We start from the raw sequence: 20,983 nt of genomic DNA, 5'->3' as shown, positions 1-20,983 counted from the left end.
CACGAGTCGGTAGTCGCAGTGTCTCAATCCAGCCATCGCCCCATCGCCATCCTCGGCATCTCCGCCTACTACCATGACAGCGCCGCTGCCCTGGTGGTAGATGGAAGGATTGTCGCCGCTGCACAAGAAGAGCGTTTCACGCGCAAAAAACATGATGCTAATTTTCCTGCTGAAGCGATTCGCTATTGTTTGCGTGAAGCGGGTTTGTCATTGCGCGATGTCACACATGTGGTGTTCTACGACAAGCCACTCATTAAATTTGAACGCTTGTTAGAAACTTACCTCGCTTACGCACCGGCAGGTTTTCGTTCTTTCGTTAAAGCCATTCCCGTTTGGTTAAAAGAAAAACTGTATTTGAAAAAAACTTTGCGCCGTGAACTGTCGGAACTCGGTGGCATGAAAGAAAATGAATTAGCGCCGTTGATGTTTACCGAGCATCACCAATCACACGCCGCTTCTGCTTTTTTTCCCAGCCCGTTTGAAAAAGCGGTAGTGATGTGTCTGGATGGTGTGGGCGAATGGGCTACCAGCTCGGTGTGGGTTGGCGATGGCAACACTCTCACGCCGCAGTGGGACATCAACTTCCCACACTCACTCGGCTTACTGTATTCCGCCTTTACTTATTACACCGGTTTCAAAGTCAATTCTGGTGAATATAAATTGATGGGGCTTGCACCTTACGGCACGCCCAAATATGTCGATTTAATTTTCGATCATTTAGTCGATGTAAAACCGGATGGCAGCTTCCGGCTCAATATGAGTTACTTCAATTACGCCGCTGGCTTGACGATGACGAATGATAAATTTCATCGTCTGTTTAACGGACCGCCTCGCGCGCGCGAATCAGAAGTATCACAAAAAGAAATGGATATTGCGCGTTCGATTCAAGCGGTGACGGAAGAAATTGTTCTGAAACTGGCGCGCACCGCACACAAAGAACTCGGCATCGATAAACTCTGCCTCGCTGGCGGTGTTGCATTGAATTGCGTATCTAACGGCCGCTTGCTACGCGAAGGGCCTTTCTCTGAAATTTGGGTACAACCTGCGGCGGGTGATGCTGGTGGCGCACTCGGCGCTGCTCTCGCAATTTGGCATCAGTATCTCGACAAGCCGCGCACTGTTCTAGCTGGCGATTCCATGCAGGGCAGCTATCTCGGCCCTCGTTATAACGACAATGAAATACAAACCTATCTCGATAACATCGGCGCGAAATATCAACGCCTTGATGACAGTGAATTGCTGCCAAAACTCGCGCAAATTATGGCGAACGAAAATGTGGTCGGCTGGTTTCAAGGTCGCATGGAATTTGGTCCGCGCGCACTCGGCGGTCGCTCCATCATCGGCGATCCACGCAGCCCTAAAATGCAATCGGTGATGAATTTAAAAATCAAATACCGCGAATCTTTTCGCCCATTTGCGCCCGCTGTCAAAGCCGACAAAGTTGGCGAGTGGTTTCAGCACACAGCAGTTAGCCCTTATATGTTGATGGTGGCGCCGGTTGCAGAAGACAAGCGTATTCCGATGACATTGGAGCAAGAAAGATTATTCGGTATCGAAAAACTAAATGTGCCTCGTTCTCAAATTCCTGCTGTCACACATGTGGATTACTCGGCGCGTATTCAAACCGTGCATCCTGAAACCAATCCGCGTTTTTACACACTGCTGGATGAATTTGAAAAACTCACTGGCTGCCCTGTCTCCATCAACACATCGTTTAATGTGCGTGGCGAACCTATCGTCAACACGCCAGAAGATGCCTATCGCTGCTTCATGCGCTGCGAGATGGATTATTTGGTATTAGAGAACTATTTGCTCGCCAAACCTGATCAACCGGTTTGGGAGAAAAACGATAACTGGAAAGACGAATTCGAGCTCGACTGATGAACACTTCCGACAAAAAAACTGAAATGACGGAAGCTGAACTGCGCAAGTTTGGCTTAGTGACTGGCGCCATTCTTATTGGCTTGATTGGCTGCTTTTTGCCTTGGCTGCACAGCGGCATAGAAACCATGCTGCGCTGGCTGCTCTATGTAGGCCCAGCGGGTGGCGCGCTAATCGCTTGGGCGCTTTTACACCCTGCTAGCTTGATTTACTTTTACAAACCGTGGATGAAGCTGGCTGAAGGCTTAGGATTTATCAACACGCGTATTATTTTGTTCATTTTGTTCTATGGCTTGTTTATGCCGATGGGGTTTGTAATGCGGCTTACCGGCAAAGATCCTATGCACCGCCAACTGAACGCCGCACTAGACAGCTACCGTGTCACTCGTAACAATCCTGCCCGCCAACAGATGGAGAAACCTTACTAATGCTCGAATTACTCAAAGACTTTTCCGGCTTCATGAAAGAGCGCAAAAAATACTGGCTGGCACCTATCGTGATCGTTATGTTGCTACTGGGTCTGTTGATCGTGTTTGCCCATGGCTCGGCAGTGGCACCATTCATCTACACCTTGTTCTAACAGTAGCGCTGCTACGCCGAACCCGCCCTCGTGGCGGGTTTTTTGTGCCTCCTTCAGACTACAAAAAATAATGATAGTGATTCGCGTTTACTGTAGAATCTTCACGCTTTTTTCACGAATACACATTATGGAGGTCTCTTTCTTATGCGCTCTACCCTGCCTGTAATCCTATCTGGCTGCTGTGCACTGCTCTCAGCTACCGCACAAGCCGAATCGTCACTCAGCCTAACAACCACTCTCGCCAGCGACTATGTTGCCGACGGCGTTAGCGCTACAGACTCGGGGCCAGCCTTACAAGTAGGCTTGGACTACGAACACAGCAGCGGTTTTTATGCCGGCGTTTGGGGCTCCAATATAGATAGCGATGACCACGATACGCCCAACCTAGAGTTGGACTACACTCTCGGCTTCAAACACGCCTTGACGGAGGATTTAGAAGGCGACATCGGCATTACCCACTACACTTGGTATCACATCGACAGCGGCAGCGATCACGATGAATGGGATTACCAAGAATGGTTTGCTGGCTTTACTTGGCAAGAAAATACCTCGCTGTACTACTACTATGCAGAAGACAGCAAAGTATGGGATGGTGTACAGCGCCGCATCATTCTTGAGCACGCGCAACCTTTACCTGTTTACGAACTTTCGTCGTTGTTGACGACCGCTCGTGTCGACTTAGAAACCAATGTTACCTAGACTACAGTTTCTATCGCGTGGGCCTGGCACGCACTTGGTTTGACACTGATTTTTCCGTGAACTATTGGAAAAACACCCTACACAACAAAGCAGAACCAGAAGAAAATCGTTTCACATTAGAAATCAGCAAAACCTTTGATCTGCTCTAACTTTTAATTTTTAGCCTCACCCAAACTTCTTTTCTACAGATCTTCCAAAAAGTAGGAAAGAAGTTTTGTATTTTTAAATTATTCAAGGCAAAAAAAAGCACCCCGCGGGGTGCTTTTTTATTTTCTTACTTCCGAACTAAAATTATGGGTTATCCGTAACCATAGCAGAAGTGCCTTTTGCATAAGCAGTGACTTTCAGCTTGATCACTCGAGCTGGAGCACAGGCCAATACATAAGGAGACGCTGGGTTCCCTGCATCTGCCAAAGAACCTCTTAAAGCGCATTGGCTAGGCACAACCAAGTTGCCATAAGAAGTCAACTTGGCAACATAAGTACCTACAGTGTTGTCTGCAGTAGTATTCACATGTGACCAAGAGCCATTAACACGCTCACCGCTGGCATCAAAAAGTACGTCGGCAGTAACACCCGCACCAGCTGCGCTGATATTGTCAGCCAGTGTGCCGCCATCTCTACATCTGATGCTGCCGTCATAGCCGCCGTTTTGCAATTCGTTCATAATTGCGCCGTTGATAATGCTAGCATTTGCAGTAAGGCTGCCGTTACCAACAAAGTTGGCTTGGCTTCTGCGCACATTGCGTACGATAGAGTCATTCACTCTTTGGCCATAGCTCTTAACATCGTTAACCGCGTTAAGGACGAAATCAGGGCCTGCACCTACGCCATCTACAGAAATTGTCATAGTAGCAGCAGTGCTATCAACATCAACCACATTCGTTACGGTGTCGTCAGCGTAAGTACGCATGTATCTAAATTCAGTGATCGGAAGAACGATCTTCGCAGCGCAAGAACCCGCCAGCTCAATTTTGATTGCAGCATTGGCAGCAGGAGCCAAATCTTCATACTCAAAATCGTGAACAGTGGCTTGAGCAGCGCTAGCCATCAAGCCTGCGCTGAGCAGCGCAGCAGTTGAAATAATATGTTTTTTCATAACTTCATTCCCCGTAATGGACAATATAAATGGATGATATCAACCACTTCTATCGTGTCGATCCTAAGACAACAAGAATACTGTGGTGCGCGCAGTATACCCTGCTTTTTTGTGGACGCAACCCCCTTGTTCTACATTAAATAGGGGGCAGATTCATCGTGAAAACTACTAGCGGCTCTGGATATATACCCAGCAGTATAACCAAGGCTGCAGCAGCCAATAACACTAACCCGCCCGTGGTACGCCCCCAATTCAGCGGCGCTTCAAAACGGCGCATCCCCGGTTCCAACAAATACAAGGTGATCATAAAACGCAGGTAGTAATACAAACCTAGCGCGCTGCCCAATACCAGTGCGGCTAACAGCCACCACAATTTCGCACCGACACCAGCCACCATTACATAAAACTTGCCAATAAAACCAGCTGTCATCGGCACGCCAGCCATCGACAGCATAGCTACGGTCAACACGGAAGCCAAATAAGGGCGCTTCCAAAACAAACCGCGATAGTTGTGCAGATTATCTGCATCTGCACCCTGATAAGGGCTGGACACCTGAACAACCACACCAAAGGCCGCGAGAACCGTTACCACATAAGTCACTAGGTACACAGCAACAACCGAGCGCTCTAAATTCAATCCTGACACCACGGCGATCAACAAATAGCCAAAGTGCGCAATGGAGGAATAACCCAACATCCGTTTGATATTGGTTTGCGTCAGCGCCAGTAAGTTGCCAGCCACAATAGACAAGCCTGCTGCCGCAGCAAGTACATCGTGCATCGCACCGGATGTCATGGCTGGCATGGTTTGCCACAAACGCACAAAGGCAGCAAACACGGCCACCTTGCTGGCCGTTGCCAGATAAGCAGACACAGGTGCTGGCGCGCCTTCATAGACATCCGGTGTCCATAAATGAAATGGCGCAAAAGATAATTTGAACGCAAACGCGACAAAAATCATGGCAGAGCCCACCCACACCAAGGATGGCACCTGTGTGAGCTGCTCAAGTGACGCTTGAATGCCGCTGTATGAAAGACTGCCGGTTTGTGCGTATAACAACGCCATACCTAACAGCATAAAAGCGGTGGATGTTGCGGATAAGATCAAATATTTGATACCCGCCTCCAAAGAGCGCGAGCGTTTGAAGCTGTAGGCCGCTAAACCAAACAATGGCACGGTTAAAATTTCCATGCTGATGAATAAAGCAGCCATGTGACGACTGCACGCCATCAACATCGCGCCCACTGCCGATAACACCAGTAGCAAATAAAACTCTTCACGATTACCGCTGTGCGTTTCCATATACGCGTGTGAAAGCGTCACGCAAGCCAAAGTAATTGCCAAAATCAATGCCATGTAAAGATGAGCAAAGCTATCGACAACGAATAAATCTGTTGCCGCCACAGGCTGTGGATTTTGCGAAACCCACCACACAGCTAATAAAGAAGCGTTCAAGCCCAGCACAGCAATGGTGGCATTGGCAAAATGATTGCGACGAAACGCGATACCCAACATAACCAGCACAGCTGTCATGCTGCACACGATAACTGGCAATAAGCTCAACAGCCCAGAGAGCGTCAGAGTGGCACTGGTGATTTCAGCAGACATCGTACTCACCTCACCAATGACGACATACTAGCCTGCGTCAAATCCAACACAGGTTGCGGGTAAATACCCAGCCACAACAAAAAGACCACCAACAACAACACCATGGCCACTTCACGCACGGTTAAACCTTCCAAAACTTTTTCAGATTGAGGGGCGCCATAAAAAGAACGCTGCATCATCAACAAACTATAAACAGCCGCCAAAATTAACGCGGCCGCTGCCAGCGAAGCCAGCACGGGCGATGATTTAAATGTACCCAATAAAATTAAAAACTCACCGACAAAGTTGCCCATGCCAGGCAAACCCAAAGATGCCGCCACAAAAAACATGAACAGGCCGGGCAGCCAAGTGATGCGCGACCACAAGCCACCCATTTGTCGCAAATCACGCGTATGCAATCGCTCATAAATTTCGCCGCACAAAATAAACAACGCACCGGCAGAGATACCGTGCGCCAGCATTTGTATGACGACGCCTTGCAGTGACAACAAGTGATTGGAATAAATCCCCAACACAACAAAACCCATGTGCGAAATACTGGTGTAAGCCACCAAGCGTTTGATGTCATTTTGCGCACACGCCATGCCTGCGCCGTAAAAAATTCCAATCACACCCAAAGTCATTGCGATCGGCGCAAACTCTTGTGAAGCATTGGGAAACAATGGCAACACATAGCGCAGCAAACCAAAGGCGGCTGTTTTCAACAGCACGCCAGCCAAGTCCACGCTGCCTGCCGTTGGCGCTTGCGCGTGCGCGTCCGGCAGCCAAGAGTGCAGCGGCACAATTGGCATCTTTACAGCGAACGCGATGAAGAATCCCAACATCAAACCAAATTCAACAACAGGAGACATTACAGTGTGGCGCAATACATCGTAATCAAAACTCAAAGAGCCTGTTTGCTGATAAGAAACAATCACCAAACCAATAATCGCAATCAATAACAACAAACCACTGGCTTGCGTAAAAATAAAAAACTTATTGGCTGCATAAATTCTGCCTTTACCGCCCGGCGTGTTATGCCCCCACAGCGCAATCAAGAAATACATGGGAACCAACATCACTTCCCAGAAAAAGAAAAACACGAACAAATCCAATGCCAAAAAAACGCCCGCCACACCGGCGAGATTCCACAGCAAGTTCAGATAGAAAAAACCGACATTGCGCTGAATTTCACGCCACGAGCACAAAACAGCGACCAAACCCAACCCAGCCGTTAGTAGAATCATCGCCAGCGATAAGCCATCCAACCCTAAGTGAAAGCTGATGCCTAAAGAGGGAATCCACGGCGCGCGGAATTCATGCTGCCAAGCAATTGCACCATCGGCAGCTGGCGCTAAAGAATAATCACCATGCGCCAATAAATGCACACCTAGCGCCCCCATCAGCACCATGCTCAACAAGGCAATCCACCGAGGGGCTGCGCGACTAAAGCGCTCGCTTTGCCAGCACAACAAGCCGCCTAATAGTGGGATAAAAATTAACCAGACAATACTCATGGTGTTATATGTTTCCGTTGATAATCCCGTCAGTTCTTAAACCCACAGCACAAACAGCAAAATAGCTGTCGCTCCTGCCACAATACTCGCCGCATACCAGCGCACTAAACCGTTTTCTGTTGCTCCCAACGCGTCATGCCCTTTGCGCATCAATACCGGAATACCTTCAACACACACATCAATTGCGTCACGGCTGTTGGCTTTAACCAGCCAGAGGTAAGGGCGCACAAAAATACGGTCATACAGCACATCGAAACCCCACGCGTATTTCCACAGGCAGCGAATACCGTGCACCCATCGCTGCGCAAAAAAACCTTGCAACGGCCGCTGCTTTGGAAGAAATAACCACGCAGCAATCGCTATACCAGACAGCCCTACTAACACCGATAAAATTTCTATCGCATGTTTCTTAGATTCGTCAGGCACTAAAGTTTCTGGCAACACACTCGTCAGCGGCGGATGCAACATCGCACCCAATGCAGTAGACAATAACAGCAGCACGCACAACGGTAACGAATGTGCAAAACCTTTCCCTGCATGTGCGAGTGTTTTCTCCTCGCCATGAAACACAATAAAAATTAAACGGAAGGTATAAAGCGATGTCAGCAACGCGCCGAACAAGCCGATATAGAAGAATGTTGTGTGACCATTAGCAAAAGCCAACCACAAAATTTCATCTTTACTAAAGAAGCCCGCTGTGACAAAAGGTAAAGCAGCCAATGCAGAACCACCGACTAAAAAGCAGGCGTAAACCAAGGGAAGTTTTTTACGCAACCCACCCATTTTGAAAATATCTTGTTCGTGGTGACAGGCGACAATAACTGCGCCGGCTGACAAGAACAGCAACGCTTTGAAAAATGCGTGTGTCATTAAATGGAAAATAGCCGCGTGCCACGCGCCGACACCCAAGGCCAAAAACATATAACCAATTTGGCTCATGGTGGAATAAGCAAGAATGCGCTTGATGTCGGTTTGTGCCAAAGCGCAGAAACCTGCCAATAACAAAGTCACTGCACCAGTTAAGCCTACTAACTGCAACACTTCTGGTGATACTTCAAACAGCGTGTGTGTACGCGCAATTAAGTAAACACCTGCCGTAACCATGGTTGCCGCGTGAATCAATGCCGAGACCGGCGTTGGACCCGCCATCGCATCTGCCAGCCAAGTTTGCAAAGGCAACTGTGCCGATTTACCCACAGCACCACCCAACAATAACAGCGCAGCCAAAGCGAGCATATTGTTATCAGGCTGCTGAGGAATCGCTTGCAGCATGGGTTGAATATCCAGTGTGCCCAATTGATGAAACAAAATAAACAAACCAATCATCATGAACACATCACCAATACGCGTGATGATGAACGCTTTCATCGCCGCATGACCATTCGGTGTGTGCTTGTAATAAAAACCGATCAGCAGATAACTGCAAAGACCTACGCCTTCCCAGCCGAAAAACAAGAACAGTAAATTATCAGCCAATACGAGATACAACATGCTCGCCACAAACAAGTTCATGTAAGCAAAAAAGCGTGAGTAACCTTCTTCGCCGCGCATATACCACGAGGCAAATAAATGAATCAGAAAACCGACACCCGTGACAACGCACAACATCATCAATGACAAACCATCCAAATGCAGTGCGATGCGCGGTGTAAAATCACCCACTTGCATCCAAGACCACAACACTTGTGTATGCACAAAACCAACGGGCTGTGCGAGAAACTGAATCGCAATGGCAGCTGCAACTGCAGCAGACAAGGCCATACTGCCAACGCCAATCACCGCTGAGAGTTGTTCAGAAAAGCGGCCGCGTGAAAAAGACAGCAATATGTAACTGAATAGCGGGAGCGCGAATGTCAGCGGCAATAAAGACAATATTTGATTGCTCATCCACGCATCTCACTAGCTGCATCAATATCCAGCGAATGGAAGTGTCGGTGTAATCGCAACAAAATTGCCAAACCGATAGACGCTTCCGCCGCTGCCAAAGTCAAAATCAAAATAAACATGATTTGACCATCAGGCTGTCCCCAACGGCTCCCCGCCATCACAAATGCTAAGCCGGCAGCGTTCATCATGATTTCTAAACTCATCAGTACAAACAAAATATTACGACGCACCAACACACCGGTGAGGCCAAGCACAAATAGCGCCGCAGCCAACATCAAACCATGTTCTAAAGGGATACCATTCATCGGCGATTACTCTTTTTCATCCGCACGCCCCAAGTGATACGCAGCAACTAAAGCCGCTAACAATAAAATGGACGCCAATTCCACACACAGCAAATATGGACCATACAACGCAATACCCACTTGCTTTGCATCAACGGCATGAAGCCCTGCAGCCGGTAATTCTCCCGTGTACATCACACGCAGTAATTGCGACAACAAAATGGTTGTCAGCACAGACGGGCCAAACCAAACAGAATTTCGTGTCCATGCGCTTTCTTGTTTCAAACCTTTTTCACCGAGATTCAACATCATCACAGCAAAAACAAATAGCACCATGATGGCACCGGCATACACAATGATTTCCAAAGCACCCGCAAATGGCGCACCCACTGCAAAAAAAATCATGGCAACAGACAGCAGGGAGACCACCAAGTACAGCAAACCGTGTATTGGTTTGCGTGTACTAATCACGCCCATTGTCGACAATAACGCGACCAACGCCGCAGTATAAAAAGCCGCTTCCATTACATCATCCTCATGGCAGCAAACCGCGCACATCGATAGGCGCCGCTTCATTATTGGCAGAACCTTTTGGCTTACCGGCAATTGCCATTCCTGATACGCGATAAAAGTTGTAATCCGGATATTTGCCCACACCGGAGATCAATAAATGTTCTTTTTCATAAACCAGATTTTGACGATCGTATTCCGCCATTTCAAAATCTGGCGTTAATTGAATGGCGTTAGTTGGGCAGGCTTCTTCACACATACCGCAAAAAATACAACGCGAAAAATTGATGCGGAAAAAATCAGCAAACCAACGACCGTCCTCTTTCTCTGCTTTTTGTAATGAAATACAACCAACTGGACAAGCCACTGCACACAAATTACATGCCACACAGCGCTCTTCACCGTCAGGGTCACGCGTCAATACAATGCGCCCGCGATAACGCGGCGGCAAATACACTTTTTCTTCTGGATACTGCAGCGTGTCGCGCTTGCGCCATGCGTGGGAGAAAATCATCCACAAGCTGCGTAGCTGGCTACCAATACCACCTAATACTTGTTTAACGGTAGCCATCATGCACCTCCCACTGCCGGCATTTGCAGCAGCACAACAGCAGCTGTCGCCAACAAGTTAAGCAGTGTTAATGGCAGGCAAAATTTCCAGCCCACATCCATAATTTGGTCATAACGCGGACGCGGCAGCGCAGCACGCGCCAAGATAAACAACATAATGAAAAAAGTTGTTTTCATGGCAAACCAAAAAAATCCAGGCAAGAAAGACAGCCATTGCGGCCACAAATCAAAACCCAATAGTGCCGGCTCATGCCAACCACCAAAAAATAAAGTGACCATCAAGGCAGAAATTAAAACCACACCCACATATTCGCTGACGAAAAACATGACCCACTTCATGCCGGAATATTCTGTGTGATAACCCGCCGCCAACTCAGATTCCGCTTCCGGCAAATCAAAGGGCGTTCTATGCGCGACAGCGACACCTGCCAACATAAAAGTAATAAAGCCAAAAAACTGCGGCACGACAAACCAACCATCACGCTGCGCTTCAACAATATCGCGCATATTAAATGAGCCTGCGAGCATCACCACGCCCATCACCGACAGACCCATAAATACTTCATAGCTAATTGTTTGTGCTGCAGAACGAATACCACCCAACAAAGAATATTTACTGTTTGATGACCAGCCTGCAAACAACACGGCGTACACCGATAAACCCGCCATCGCGAGGAAAAATAAAATACCGATATTGAGATCAGCAACGCCCCATGTTTCTGTCACTGGCACAATGGCTGATGAAATTAATAATGCACCCATCGCAATAAATGGCGCCAACCAAAAAGTTAATTTATCGGCAAACGGTGGCGTCCAGTCTTCTTTGAATAACAATTTCACAATATCAGCTGGCAATTGCAGTAAACCAAAAGGGCCAACACGGTTAGGGCCGTAGCGGTCTTGCCACAACGCCAACACGCGGCGCTCGACAAAACTTAAAAAGCCACCGCCGACTAATGTGCACACCAAAATCACGACTGCTTTTGCGACAGCAGTGGCAATGATAATGAGATCATCCAGCGTTAAGCCTGCAATCAAAGTATTCACACCACACTCCCTGCCGCTGCAAGCTGCGCGTGAGTATGTCCGAGTATCGGCGGCATGCCTGGAATGCCTGCAGGCAATCCCACCAAGCCGCTTGCTAATGTTTTGCTAATCTGCAAACGCAATGAATAAGTGCGATTGCCTAAAGTCACTTTCACCAAACTGTTTTCTGTCAATTTCAAACGCGCGGCATCCTCAACCGATAGAGCAACATAGGCCTGCACCACCATCGATTGTGTTGCTGGCGCCATGGCAGACAATTCATCACTACCGAATAAGTGATACAAGGGCGCAACGCGCAGTGCATCTTCACGCACATCACATGCTACAGGAATTTCTGTGAAATAACTGACAGCAGCTTCGATTTTTGGTTCAATCAAACGCACACCCGAATCGCCAGAACGCAAATGACCGCCGACTTCATCTTGGAATTTAGTCCATGCCTGTGGCGAGTTCCAACCTGGCGCCCACGCAAACGGCACAAAAGATGCTGGCTCGTTTGGACCGACATAACCTTCCATCGAAAATGACAAGGCTGTATCTGAATCTTGCGAAGCGCGCGGTTCGTGTACCGATAAATTCGCGCGCATGGCCGTGCGGCCAGAGTAGCGACGCGGTGCGCGTGCAATTTTCAAACCTTTAACTCGGAAATTGGCATCCGGTGCAGCTTCCATAATCCGTGACAAGGCTGGCACTGTTTCCGCACACATGCGCGTGATGTCATCAAAATGCGTCCAACAGACTTCGCGACTTTCTACCGAAGTTTGCAGCGCATAAACCCAACGCCAGCTTTCATGAATTTTGCAGTCAGGATCGTAGTACGCAGGATCGTACAACTGAAAGTAGCACTGCGCACGACCTTCCATATTGATGACTGTGCCGTCGTCTTCTGCAAAACTTCCGGCTGGCAATACAAAATGCGCTTTGTTGATGGTTGCCGTTTTTTGATGATCTATCGCCACCAATACTTTGGCTTTTGCTAACGCTGCTTCTACGCGCTCTGCGTCACTGCGACGATAAATATCATTTTCGACAACGACTACACCGTCCGCTTCACCACTTTCTAAAAGAGCCAACGCTTTTTCAACTGACGCACCGCCAAGCATGGCAACGCCGATACTGTTCACTTCCGGCTGACACAAAGCAATTTCTGCTTGACGACCCTTGTTGTGCAGCGCCATCGCAACATTTGCTGCGGCTTGCATGATGGCAACCGACGCACAACCTGTTCCAGAAACCACTAACGGTTTTTCTGCCGCTAATAACGCTTCAGCAATACGCACTGCTCGTGTTTGCAGCGTGTTATCTAAACCTTCAACCGCCGGTGAATTGCTATCAATGCAATGCGCAACCGCAAATCCTAGGCGTGCGATATCTTCGCTAGCTAATTGGACATTGATTTCTGCCACATCCGACAAACGCGTCTCTGAAAAAGCGGCAATAAACAACGGACTTTTTTCATGTTGTGCGATATCTTTCACGCCGATTGCTTGCCAATCAGCAATTCTGTTATCAGCAGCCATCTGCAAGCCTTTATTTTTAACAGCTTGCCGCAAAGCCAATGCAATACGCGGTGCTGTTTGCGTGACATCTTCGCCCAACACCAAAACAGCGTCTGCTTTTTCCATATCACGCAACGAAGGCGTGCGTACAGGACTGTTTTGCAAAATCGCCAATGCTTGTTCAACGAGCGCTTGCTTTGCTGCGCTGGTTCCACCAAAAAAGTTTTCTCACCCACCCACTGGCGCAAAGCAAAATTCGCTTCGACACTCGCGCGTGGTGAGCCGATACCTATAATGCGCTTACATTGACGCAAAGCATCAGCTGCAGAGTCCAATACCTCATCCACGCTCAGTATTTTAGTTTCTTGATCCATGCGCTGCCATGGCTGGCGTGGACGATCTTTGCGATTGACATAACCGTGTCCAAAACGACCACGATCACACAGAAAATAATGGTTAACTTCACCGTGATAGCGGTTTTCGATACGGCGCAATTCACCATAGCGCTCGCCGGGGCTAGTGTTACAACCTACGCTGCATTGCTGGCAAATGCTGGGCGCAAATTGCATATCCCATTTGCGGTTATAGCGCTCAGAGTGCGTGCGATCAGTGAACACACCCGTCGGACATACTTCGACTAAGTTGCCAGAAAATTCACTTTCAAAAACACCATCGCTTTCACGACCAAAATAAACATTGTCATGCGCGCCGTACACACCAAGATCTTCACCACCTGCATAATCTTTGTAATAACGCACACAGCGATAACACGCGATACAGCGATTCATTTCGTGATTGATGAAAGGGCCTAGATCCTGATTTTGATGCGTGCGCTTCGTAAAACGATAACGGCGTTGATTGTGGCCTGTCATCACTGTCATATCTTGCAAATGACAGTGACCACCTTCTTCACAAACAGGGCAATCGTGTGGGTGGTTGGTCATCAACCATTCAACAACGGATTTGCGAAAAGCTTTGCTTCTTCGTCATCAATCGAAATGTAAGTATTGTCGGTTGATGGCGTCATGCATGACATCACAATGCGACCGCGCTTGTCATCCGCATTGGCGTATTGTTTTACTGCGCAAGCACGACACGCACCGACTGAACCCAATGCAGGATGCCAGCAAAAATAAGGCACATCCAAACCCAGTGATAAGCAAGCGCGCAACAGGTTGTCTGCGCCGTCTACTTCATGGGGTTTGCCATCAACATAAATGGTTGCCATGTTGTCTATCACCCTACCTGTTTTTCTGGCGAGGCATTTTGAATGCCTCGTTCGAAATCTTCACGAAAATATTTCAATGCGCTTTGCAAAGGCTCCATCGCGCCCGGTGCGTGCGCACAAAATGTTTTTCCCGGCCCGAGAAAGCGCGTGGTTTGTTCAAGCATTTCAATATCGCCCACCACGCCTTCGCCGCGCTCTATGGCTTGCAACACTTTCACTGTCCACGGCAGACCATCGCGACACGGCGTACACCAGCCGCAAGATTCACGCGCAAAAAATTGTTCTAAATTTCTCACTACGGAAATAATGTTCTGCTTGCTGTCCACCGCCATAATCAAACCAGTGCCCATACGGCTACCGGCCTTCATGATGGTGTCGTAATCCATCGCTAAATCGAGATGGTCTGGCATCAAAAAATCGGTGGATGCGCCACCAGGCAGCCAGCACATCAAATCCAAACCGTCCTGCATACCGCCCGCGTAATCTTCCAAAATTTCGCGCGCTGTTGTGCCAATAGGTAATTCCCACACACCTGTGCGTTTGGTGCGACCCGACATACCGTACAACTTGGTTCCCGCATCAGGACTTTTTCCTTGCGATAAACCTTTAAACCAATCCGCACCGCGCACAACAATCGCCGGCACATTGTTGAGCGTTTCAACATTGTTGACGACGGTCGGCTTGCCCCACAAACCAGACACTTGCGGAAACGGCGGTTTCGCACGCGGATTAGCGCGACGACCTTCTAACGAATTAATTAACGCAGTTTCTTCACCGCAAATGTAACGACCAGCGCCAGTGTGCACGAACAATTCCATGCCCCAGCCACTGCCTAAAATATTTTCACCGAGATAGCCTGCCGCTTTCGCTTCTGCAATCGCGCGATTGAGATGATGCGCAGCAACAACATATTCGCCGCGCAGAAAAATATACGCTTTAGAAACTTGCAAAGCGTAACCAGCAACAATCATGGATTCGACCAATTGATGCGGTAACTGCTCCATCAACAAACGATCTTTAAATGTGCCCGGCTCCATTTCGTCGGCGTTGCACACCAAGTATTTATGTTTAGGCGCACCTTCACCCATTGGCACTAACGACCATTTAATGCCCGCTGAGAAACCTGCACCGCCGCGACCGCGCAAATTGGCATCTTTAATTAATTGTTGGACTTCTTGCGGCGCCATGTCTTTAACCACTTTGCGCAAGGCAGAAAAGCCTTCCAAACTTTCGTACAGCGGCAAATCCAACGCGCGATCTTTTAGATGATCTAAGCGCCATGTCAGCGGGTGCGTTTCAGCAGATTTTTGCGCGTTCATACATAACGCTCCAATAACGCAGGTACATCAGCAATTTGCACAGAGCCGTGTGTGTCGTTGTCGATCATCAGCGTTGGACCTTTGTCGCAATTACCCAAACAACAAATCGGCAACAAAGTGAAACGACCATCGGCTGTGGTTTGCCCGTACTCAATACCTAAATGTTTTTTTATCGCAGCAGTTAATTCTTCATAGCCGGTTAAAAAACAGCCGATGCTGTCGCACACTTTGATGACATGACGACCCACAGGGCGGCGAAAAATCAAATTATAAAAAGTAGCAACACCTTCAACATCGGAGCCGGGAATACCTAACAAGCCACCAATCGCATCAATGGCTTCATCTGGCACCCAGCCGTGGCGTTTTTGCACAATTTTTAATGCATCAATGGATGCAGCGCGCGCATCGTCGTAATGGTGAATCGCATGCAAAATACTTTCGCGATCTTCTGGGTGAAAGGCGTAGCGCGACGGACGATCTGTCGCCAACACGGTTTTCTGTTGTGTAAATTTAACGGTCGACATCGGCCATCACAAAGTCAATAGAAGCCAAATAGGCAATCAAATCCGCAACCATAGAGCCGCGAATCACCGAAGGAATTTGTTGCAAATGTGGGAAGCTGGGTGTGCGAATGCGTGTGCGATAACTCATGGTGCTCGCATCCGACACAAGGTAATAACTGTTGATGCCTTTAGTTGCCTCAATCATCTGGCTACTTTCGCCAGCGGGCATGACAGGCCCCCACGAAACACTGAGAAAGTGCGTAATCAGCGTTTCAATATCTTTCAGCGTGCGCTCTTTCGGCGGCGGACAAGTTAATGGGTGATCGGCTTTATACGGCCCTTCTGGCATGTTTTCCAAACACTGACGAATAATGCGCAAACTCTGACGCACTTCTTCTAAACGCACCATCGCACGATCGTAAGCATCGCCATTCACCGCCAACGGCACTTCAAAATCAAATTGTTCGTAACCGGAATACGGGCGTTTTTTACGCAAATCGTAATCGATACCCGTTGAGCGCAAACCTGCGCCGGTGACACCCCATTCCAACGCTTCTTTGCTGTTGTACTGCGCGATACCAATTGTTCGCGCACGCAAAATACCGTTTTTGAACGCTGCTTTTTCGTATTCGTCAAGGCGTTTTGGCATCCAATCCAAAAACTCGCGCACTTTCACATCCCAACCGCGCGGCAAATCGTGCGCTACACCGCCGATGCGATACCACGCCGGATGCATACGAAAACCAGTGATCGCTTCAATCACATCGTAAGCTTTTTGTCTGTCGGTAAACATGAAGAAAATCGGCGTCATACCGCCGACATCTTGCACATAAGTACCGAGAAACAGCAGATGCGAAGTGATACGGAAAAACTCTGCCATCATCACGCGTATCACTTCCACGCGCGCCGGCACTTTGATGCCTGCCAATTTTTCAACTGCCAACACATACGGCAGGTTGTTCATCACACCGCCGAGATAATCGATGCGATCAGTGTAGGGAATAAATGAGTGCCAGCTTTGACGCTCCGCCATTTTTTCCGCGCCGCGATGGTGATAACCAATATCGGGTACGCAATCGACAATTTCTTCGCCATCCAGCTGCAACACAATACGGAAAGCACCGTGCGCAGACGGGTGATTCGGACCGAGATTGAGAAACATGAAGTCTTCGTTCTCGGTGCTGCGTTTCATGCCCCAATCTTCTGGCTTGAAACGCAGTGATTCCTGCTCAGCATCTTGTTTCGCGGCATCCAAATAAAATGGGTCAAATTCGGTAGCACGCGCTGGATAACTTTTGCGCAGCGGATGCCCTTGCCAATGTGCTGGCATCAAAATACGCGATAAATGCGGATGCCCTTCAAAGGTGATACCGAACATATCCCACACTTCGCGCTCGTACCAATTCGCGTTGGGCCAAATCCCCACCACACTTGGCAAATTCAAATCACTGGCCTTCAACGCAACTTTGATACGCACATCACTGTTTCTTTCGATCGATAACAGGTGATAAAAAACCGTAAACTCTGAAGCTGGCTGACCGCGACGATAAGTACGCAACTGTTCATCGATCGCAGATAAGTCGTACAACATGACATAAGGGCGCGGCAGATTGCGTAAAAAAAGTAGCACCGCTTTTAACTGCTCGCGCGCCACCCACACGGTCGGCACACCATCACGCGTGCGTTGAAAATGGAATGCGCTTTCGCCAAATTGTGTATGCAGTTCACGCACCACTTCATACTCAAATCCAGCAGGAGATGCAGTATTGGTATCTTGTGCTTGTGTGTCGGTTTCTTGCGTCACGCCTTTGATTCCGATACAAAAAATTAAATTTGATCAGGTGTTCGCAATACTTGCACAGCATTGCGTTCTGCTTGTTTTAAATCGCGCTGCGCCGGCATATTGGCTTTATAAACACCTTGCTCACCGACGACCCACGACAGCGGTCTGCGCTCTTTGCCAATCGCATCTTGCAGCAACATTAAGCCCTGCAAAAACGCTTCTGGGCGCGGTGGACAGCCTGGAATATACACATCCACTGGCAAAAATTTATCCACACCTTGCACAACCGAATAGATGTCATACATACCGCCTGAATTGGCACAGGAACCCATAGAAATCACCCATTTTGGCTCTAGCATTTGCTCATACAAACGCTGCACTACGGGTGCCATTTTGATGAAGCAAGTACCCGCCACCACCATCAAATCCGCTTGTCTGGGTGACGCGCGAATAACTTCTGCACCAAAGCGCGCAACATCGTGTGGCGAAGTGAAAGAAGTCGCCATTTCGACATAACAGCAAGACAAGCCAAAGTTGTACGGCCAGAGCGAATTTTTGCGCCCCCAGTTCACCGCTCCGTGCAAAAGATTTTCTAATTTTCCTAAAAAAATATTTTTATGAACTTGTTCTTCCAATGGATCCGCTACTTGTTGGCGGCTGATAGGTGGGTAGCGTCCTGGCTCGTCGGGATCAATGCGAGTTAGCGTGTAATCCATTTTTACCTCAGATCAGAAAGCAGTGTTACGAATGAGTCGGTGTATCGCGAGCAGCATCAACTGGGTTTTGTGTACGCTTGCGGCGTGATTCTGGCGCCCAATCCAACGCACCAATCCGCCAAACATAGACCAAGCCAGCCAGCAGTACGACGATAAAAATCAAGGCTTCGATAAAGCCGACCCATCCAGATTCACGCACAGACACAGCCCATGCGTACAGAAAGAGCGCTTCCACATCGAAAATAACAAAAAACATCGCTGTGAGATAAAACTTGGCGGAAAAGCGCAAACGCGCACTACCAACGGATACGACCCCAGACTCAAACGGATCATTTTTGGCGCGACCGCGATATCGCCCACCCACCAACCATGACACACCCAACATCAGCACGCAGATAACGGCGATGACGAGCAGAAAAATACCAAAAGACCAGTTGTGGGCGAGAATTTCTACCTTGTCCAGTGCAGCAACAGACACATGGGCTCCAAGAGGAAAAAATAAACCAATAAGTGGTCGCCATGTTACCCAAAAGCCCCTGCCTTGCACAGGGTTCTGAGTCGCCAACTCGCCTCTCTATCCAAATAACGGGCTGGAAAAATACCTATGAATGCCCGACAATTCTTGACCGTTTTTTGTGACGCACTGATGAACCCCTCCCGCACTTTGCTCGCCCGCATCCTATTATTCGGCTTCGCCTTTTTGGTGCTGGCTGGCTGTGAATCGTTGTCGGATAAAAGTGGTAAGAATGCGTATCGAAAATTCCACTTTTCACTTTTTTCTTACAATGTGCAAAGTGATGGCAAGCAGTGCCGCGCCGAATGGCGCAGAGCTCCAGCCCTCGCTCCCAGCCTGTGGCGCCGGATAGAAAGTCGCTACCAATTACCCAATAGCACCACCAACCCTCGCATCCTCACCGAGCGCCGGTGGTATACCAGCCATCAAGCTTACCTAAACCGTGTATCCGCGCGCGCTTCACGCTATCTGCACTATGTGGCAGGTCAGTTAGAGGCACGCAACTTGCCAGGTGAGCTGGCACTGTTGCCCATCGTTGAAAGCGCGTACAACCCATTTGCTGTCTCTACCAGCAACGCCTCAGGCCTGTGGCAGTTCATCCCTGGCACCGCCAAGCATTTAAAGATGGACATGAACTGGTGGTATGACTCGCGTCGCGATATCCCCGTCGCCACCAACAAAGCACTCGACTACCTAGTCTTTCTACGCGACCACTACGACGGCGACTGGCTAAAAGCACTGGCCGCCTACAACGCGGGCTGGGGAACTATCGACAAAGCCGTCGCCAAAAACAGAGCACGCGGTCTGCCCACCGACTACTGGAGTTTGGATGTTCCCGCGGAAACTGCCGCCTATGTGCCTAAGTTGCTGGCGCTGGCACAGATCAGTCAGCACCCAGAAACCTATGGCATCAACTGGGCGTATATTCCCGACCTGCCCTACTTTGCTGAAGTGCACTTCAGCGGGCAGATTGATGTCGGTTTTGCGGCGGATTTGGCGCAAGTCGACAGCGACGAAATGCACCTGCTGAACCCAGGCATCAGCCGCTGGGCAACACCACCAGGGGGGCCTTATCGCCTACTGGTTCCTATCGATCAAGCCAATGACCTGCAAGAACGCATTGCCAATATGAGCAGCAGCGACTTGATGCCCAACACCAGCGCCAATACTACCGACTCTTTCAACCCGCATGTACAGGCATTGGAAGACAAAGCCGCGCGCAACCCCAAAAACAAATCCTCCAACGGCAGTACCAGCAGCGCCAGCATCATTCGCAGCAGTGGCAGTAACAGCGGCGGCAGCACTCGCAGCTATACCGTTAAATCAGGGGATACGCTGTGGTCTGTTGCTAAACGCACAGGCGTCAGCGCCAGCACTTTGCGTCAACTCAATGGGCTCGGCGCCAGCGATACGCTTAAGCTCGGGCAGACGCTGGCGTTGTCTAGCAGCTCATCTAGCAAAGCCTCCGGTGCATCAAGCAAACGCAGCCGCTCCACATCAACTAGCGACGGACGCGTCCATCAAACCTTTGAAGCATCGAGCCGCAGCAATGCCACAGAACGCAGCAGCAAATCATCATCTAAAGCCAGCAGCACCAGCAAAAAGAAAACCACTTACACCGTAAAAAGTGGTGATACTTTGATGGCGATCTCACGCAAATACAAAGTCCCTGTAGAAGACATTAAACGCTGGAATGGCTTTAGCAAAAGTAGCGCAGTCATCAAGCCGGGGCAGCGTATCAATTTGAATCTCGATTAATT

At 49.0% G+C, this 20,983-nt stretch carries 18 protein-coding genes and 1 pseudogene; 5 read left to right on the top strand and 14 right to left on the bottom strand.

Translation table 11 applies throughout. The features are described 5' to 3' along the window. Positions 1–18 precede the first annotated feature (18 nt). The 4 genes from R3E63_07095 to R3E63_07080 all read left to right on the top strand — a co-directional run bounded on the left by R3E63_07095 (position 19) and on the right by R3E63_07080 (position 3,160). Positions 19–1,881: a carbamoyltransferase gene (locus R3E63_07095; GenBank protein ID MEZ5539703.1), complete on the top strand. Its 1,863-nt coding sequence runs from the start codon at positions 19–21 to the stop codon at positions 1,879–1,881. Next, positions 1,881–2,309 carry an SxtJ family membrane protein gene (locus R3E63_07090; GenBank protein ID MEZ5539702.1) on the top strand — a complete coding sequence of 143 codons (429 nt, stop codon included), beginning with the start codon at positions 1,881–1,883 and terminating at the stop codon, positions 2,307–2,309. The genes R3E63_07095 and R3E63_07090 overlap by 1 nt, the downstream gene beginning before the upstream one ends. Further along, positions 2,309–2,461 (top strand): DUF5989 family protein, encoded by a 153-nt coding sequence (locus R3E63_07085; GenBank protein MEZ5539701.1) that lies wholly within the window; start codon positions 2,309–2,311, stop codon positions 2,459–2,461. Before R3E63_07090 ends, R3E63_07085 begins: the two co-directional genes overlap by 1 nt. Positions 2,462–2,605: 144 nt before the next feature. Next, on the top strand, positions 2,606–3,160 hold the full coding sequence (locus tag R3E63_07080; protein MEZ5539700.1) for a TorF family putative porin: 555 nt from the start codon (positions 2,606–2,608) through the stop codon (positions 3,158–3,160). A 291-nt stretch (positions 3,161–3,451) separates the two neighbouring features. On the opposite strand, the gene R3E63_07075 is transcribed toward R3E63_07080, so the two are convergent. The 14 genes and pseudogenes from R3E63_07075 to R3E63_07010 all read right to left on the bottom strand — a co-directional run bounded on the left by R3E63_07075 (position 3,452) and on the right by R3E63_07010 (position 19,172). Beyond that, entirely contained in the window at positions 3,452–4,258 is an 807-nt protein-coding gene (locus tag R3E63_07075) for a hypothetical protein (protein ID MEZ5539699.1), read from the bottom strand. A gap of 136 nt (positions 4,259–4,394) precedes the next feature. Further along, entirely contained in the window at positions 4,395–5,867 is a 1,473-nt protein-coding gene (nuoN, locus tag R3E63_07070) for an NADH-quinone oxidoreductase subunit NuoN (protein ID MEZ5539698.1), read from the bottom strand. Positions 5,868–5,872: 5 nt separating this feature from the next. Further along, positions 5,873–7,363: an NADH-quinone oxidoreductase subunit M gene (nuoM, locus tag R3E63_07065; protein MEZ5539697.1), complete on the bottom strand. Its 1,491-nt coding sequence runs from the start codon at positions 7,361–7,363 to the stop codon at positions 5,873–5,875. Positions 7,364–7,399: 36 nt separating this feature from the next. Beyond that, positions 7,400–9,235, bottom strand: coding sequence for an NADH-quinone oxidoreductase subunit L (gene nuoL, locus R3E63_07060; protein ID MEZ5539696.1), 1,836 nt, complete (start codon positions 9,233–9,235; stop codon positions 7,400–7,402). Between the two features lie 11 nt (positions 9,236–9,246). After that, positions 9,247–9,555, bottom strand: a complete 309-nt coding sequence (gene nuoK, locus R3E63_07055) for an NADH-quinone oxidoreductase subunit NuoK (protein ID MEZ5539695.1) — start codon at positions 9,553–9,555, stop codon at positions 9,247–9,249. Positions 9,556–9,561: 6 nt separating this feature from the next. Then, positions 9,562–10,059, bottom strand: a complete 498-nt coding sequence (nuoJ, locus tag R3E63_07050; GenBank protein ID MEZ5539694.1) for an NADH-quinone oxidoreductase subunit J — start codon at positions 10,057–10,059, stop codon at positions 9,562–9,564. A 10-nt stretch (positions 10,060–10,069) separates the two neighbouring features. Continuing rightward, entirely contained in the window at positions 10,070–10,615 is a 546-nt protein-coding gene (gene nuoI / locus R3E63_07045) for an NADH-quinone oxidoreductase subunit NuoI (protein ID MEZ5539693.1), read from the bottom strand. Next, positions 10,615–11,649: an NADH-quinone oxidoreductase subunit NuoH gene (nuoH, locus tag R3E63_07040; GenBank protein MEZ5539692.1), complete on the bottom strand. Its 1,035-nt coding sequence runs from the start codon at positions 11,647–11,649 to the stop codon at positions 10,615–10,617. Before nuoH ends, nuoI begins: the two co-directional genes overlap by 1 nt. An 8-nt stretch (positions 11,650–11,657) precedes the next feature. Next, a pseudogene (gene nuoG, locus R3E63_07035) lies at positions 11,658–14,388 on the bottom strand (NADH-quinone oxidoreductase subunit NuoG). Between the two features lie 8 nt (positions 14,389–14,396). Then, positions 14,397–15,707 (bottom strand): NADH-quinone oxidoreductase subunit NuoF, encoded by a 1,311-nt coding sequence (gene nuoF, locus R3E63_07030; GenBank protein ID MEZ5539691.1) that lies wholly within the window; start codon positions 15,705–15,707, stop codon positions 14,397–14,399. After that, positions 15,704–16,231, bottom strand: a complete 528-nt coding sequence (gene nuoE, locus R3E63_07025; protein MEZ5539690.1) for an NADH-quinone oxidoreductase subunit NuoE — start codon at positions 16,229–16,231, stop codon at positions 15,704–15,706. Before nuoE ends, nuoF begins: the two co-directional genes overlap by 4 nt. After that, entirely contained in the window at positions 16,218–18,014 is a 1,797-nt protein-coding gene (gene nuoC / locus R3E63_07020; protein ID MEZ5539689.1) for an NADH-quinone oxidoreductase subunit C/D, read from the bottom strand. Before nuoC ends, nuoE begins: the two co-directional genes overlap by 14 nt. A gap of 23 nt (positions 18,015–18,037) precedes the next feature. Further along, a complete protein-coding gene (locus tag R3E63_07015) occupies positions 18,038–18,709 on the bottom strand; it encodes an NADH-quinone oxidoreductase subunit B (GenBank protein ID MEZ5539688.1) in 672 nt (223 codons plus the stop codon). Positions 18,710–18,734: 25 nt separating this feature from the next. Further along, positions 18,735–19,172, bottom strand: a complete 438-nt coding sequence (locus R3E63_07010) for an NADH-quinone oxidoreductase subunit A (protein ID MEZ5539687.1) — start codon at positions 19,170–19,172, stop codon at positions 18,735–18,737. Positions 19,173–19,313: 141 nt separating this feature from the next. On the opposite strand from R3E63_07010, the gene R3E63_07005 reads away from it, so the two are divergent. Continuing rightward, the gene (locus R3E63_07005; GenBank protein ID MEZ5539686.1) at positions 19,314–20,981 is read left to right on the top strand and encodes a LysM peptidoglycan-binding domain-containing protein; all 1,668 of its coding nucleotides are present in this window, start codon (positions 19,314–19,316) and stop codon (positions 20,979–20,981) included. Positions 20,982–20,983: the final 2 nt, after the last annotated feature.

The sequence above is a fragment of the Pseudomonadales bacterium genome (assembly GCA_041395665.1).
Lineage (GTDB): Bacteria > Pseudomonadota > Gammaproteobacteria > Pseudomonadales > UBA7239 > UBA7239.
Note: the sequence above shows the minus strand (reverse complement) of the source record. Positions and strands in the feature narration are given on the sequence as shown.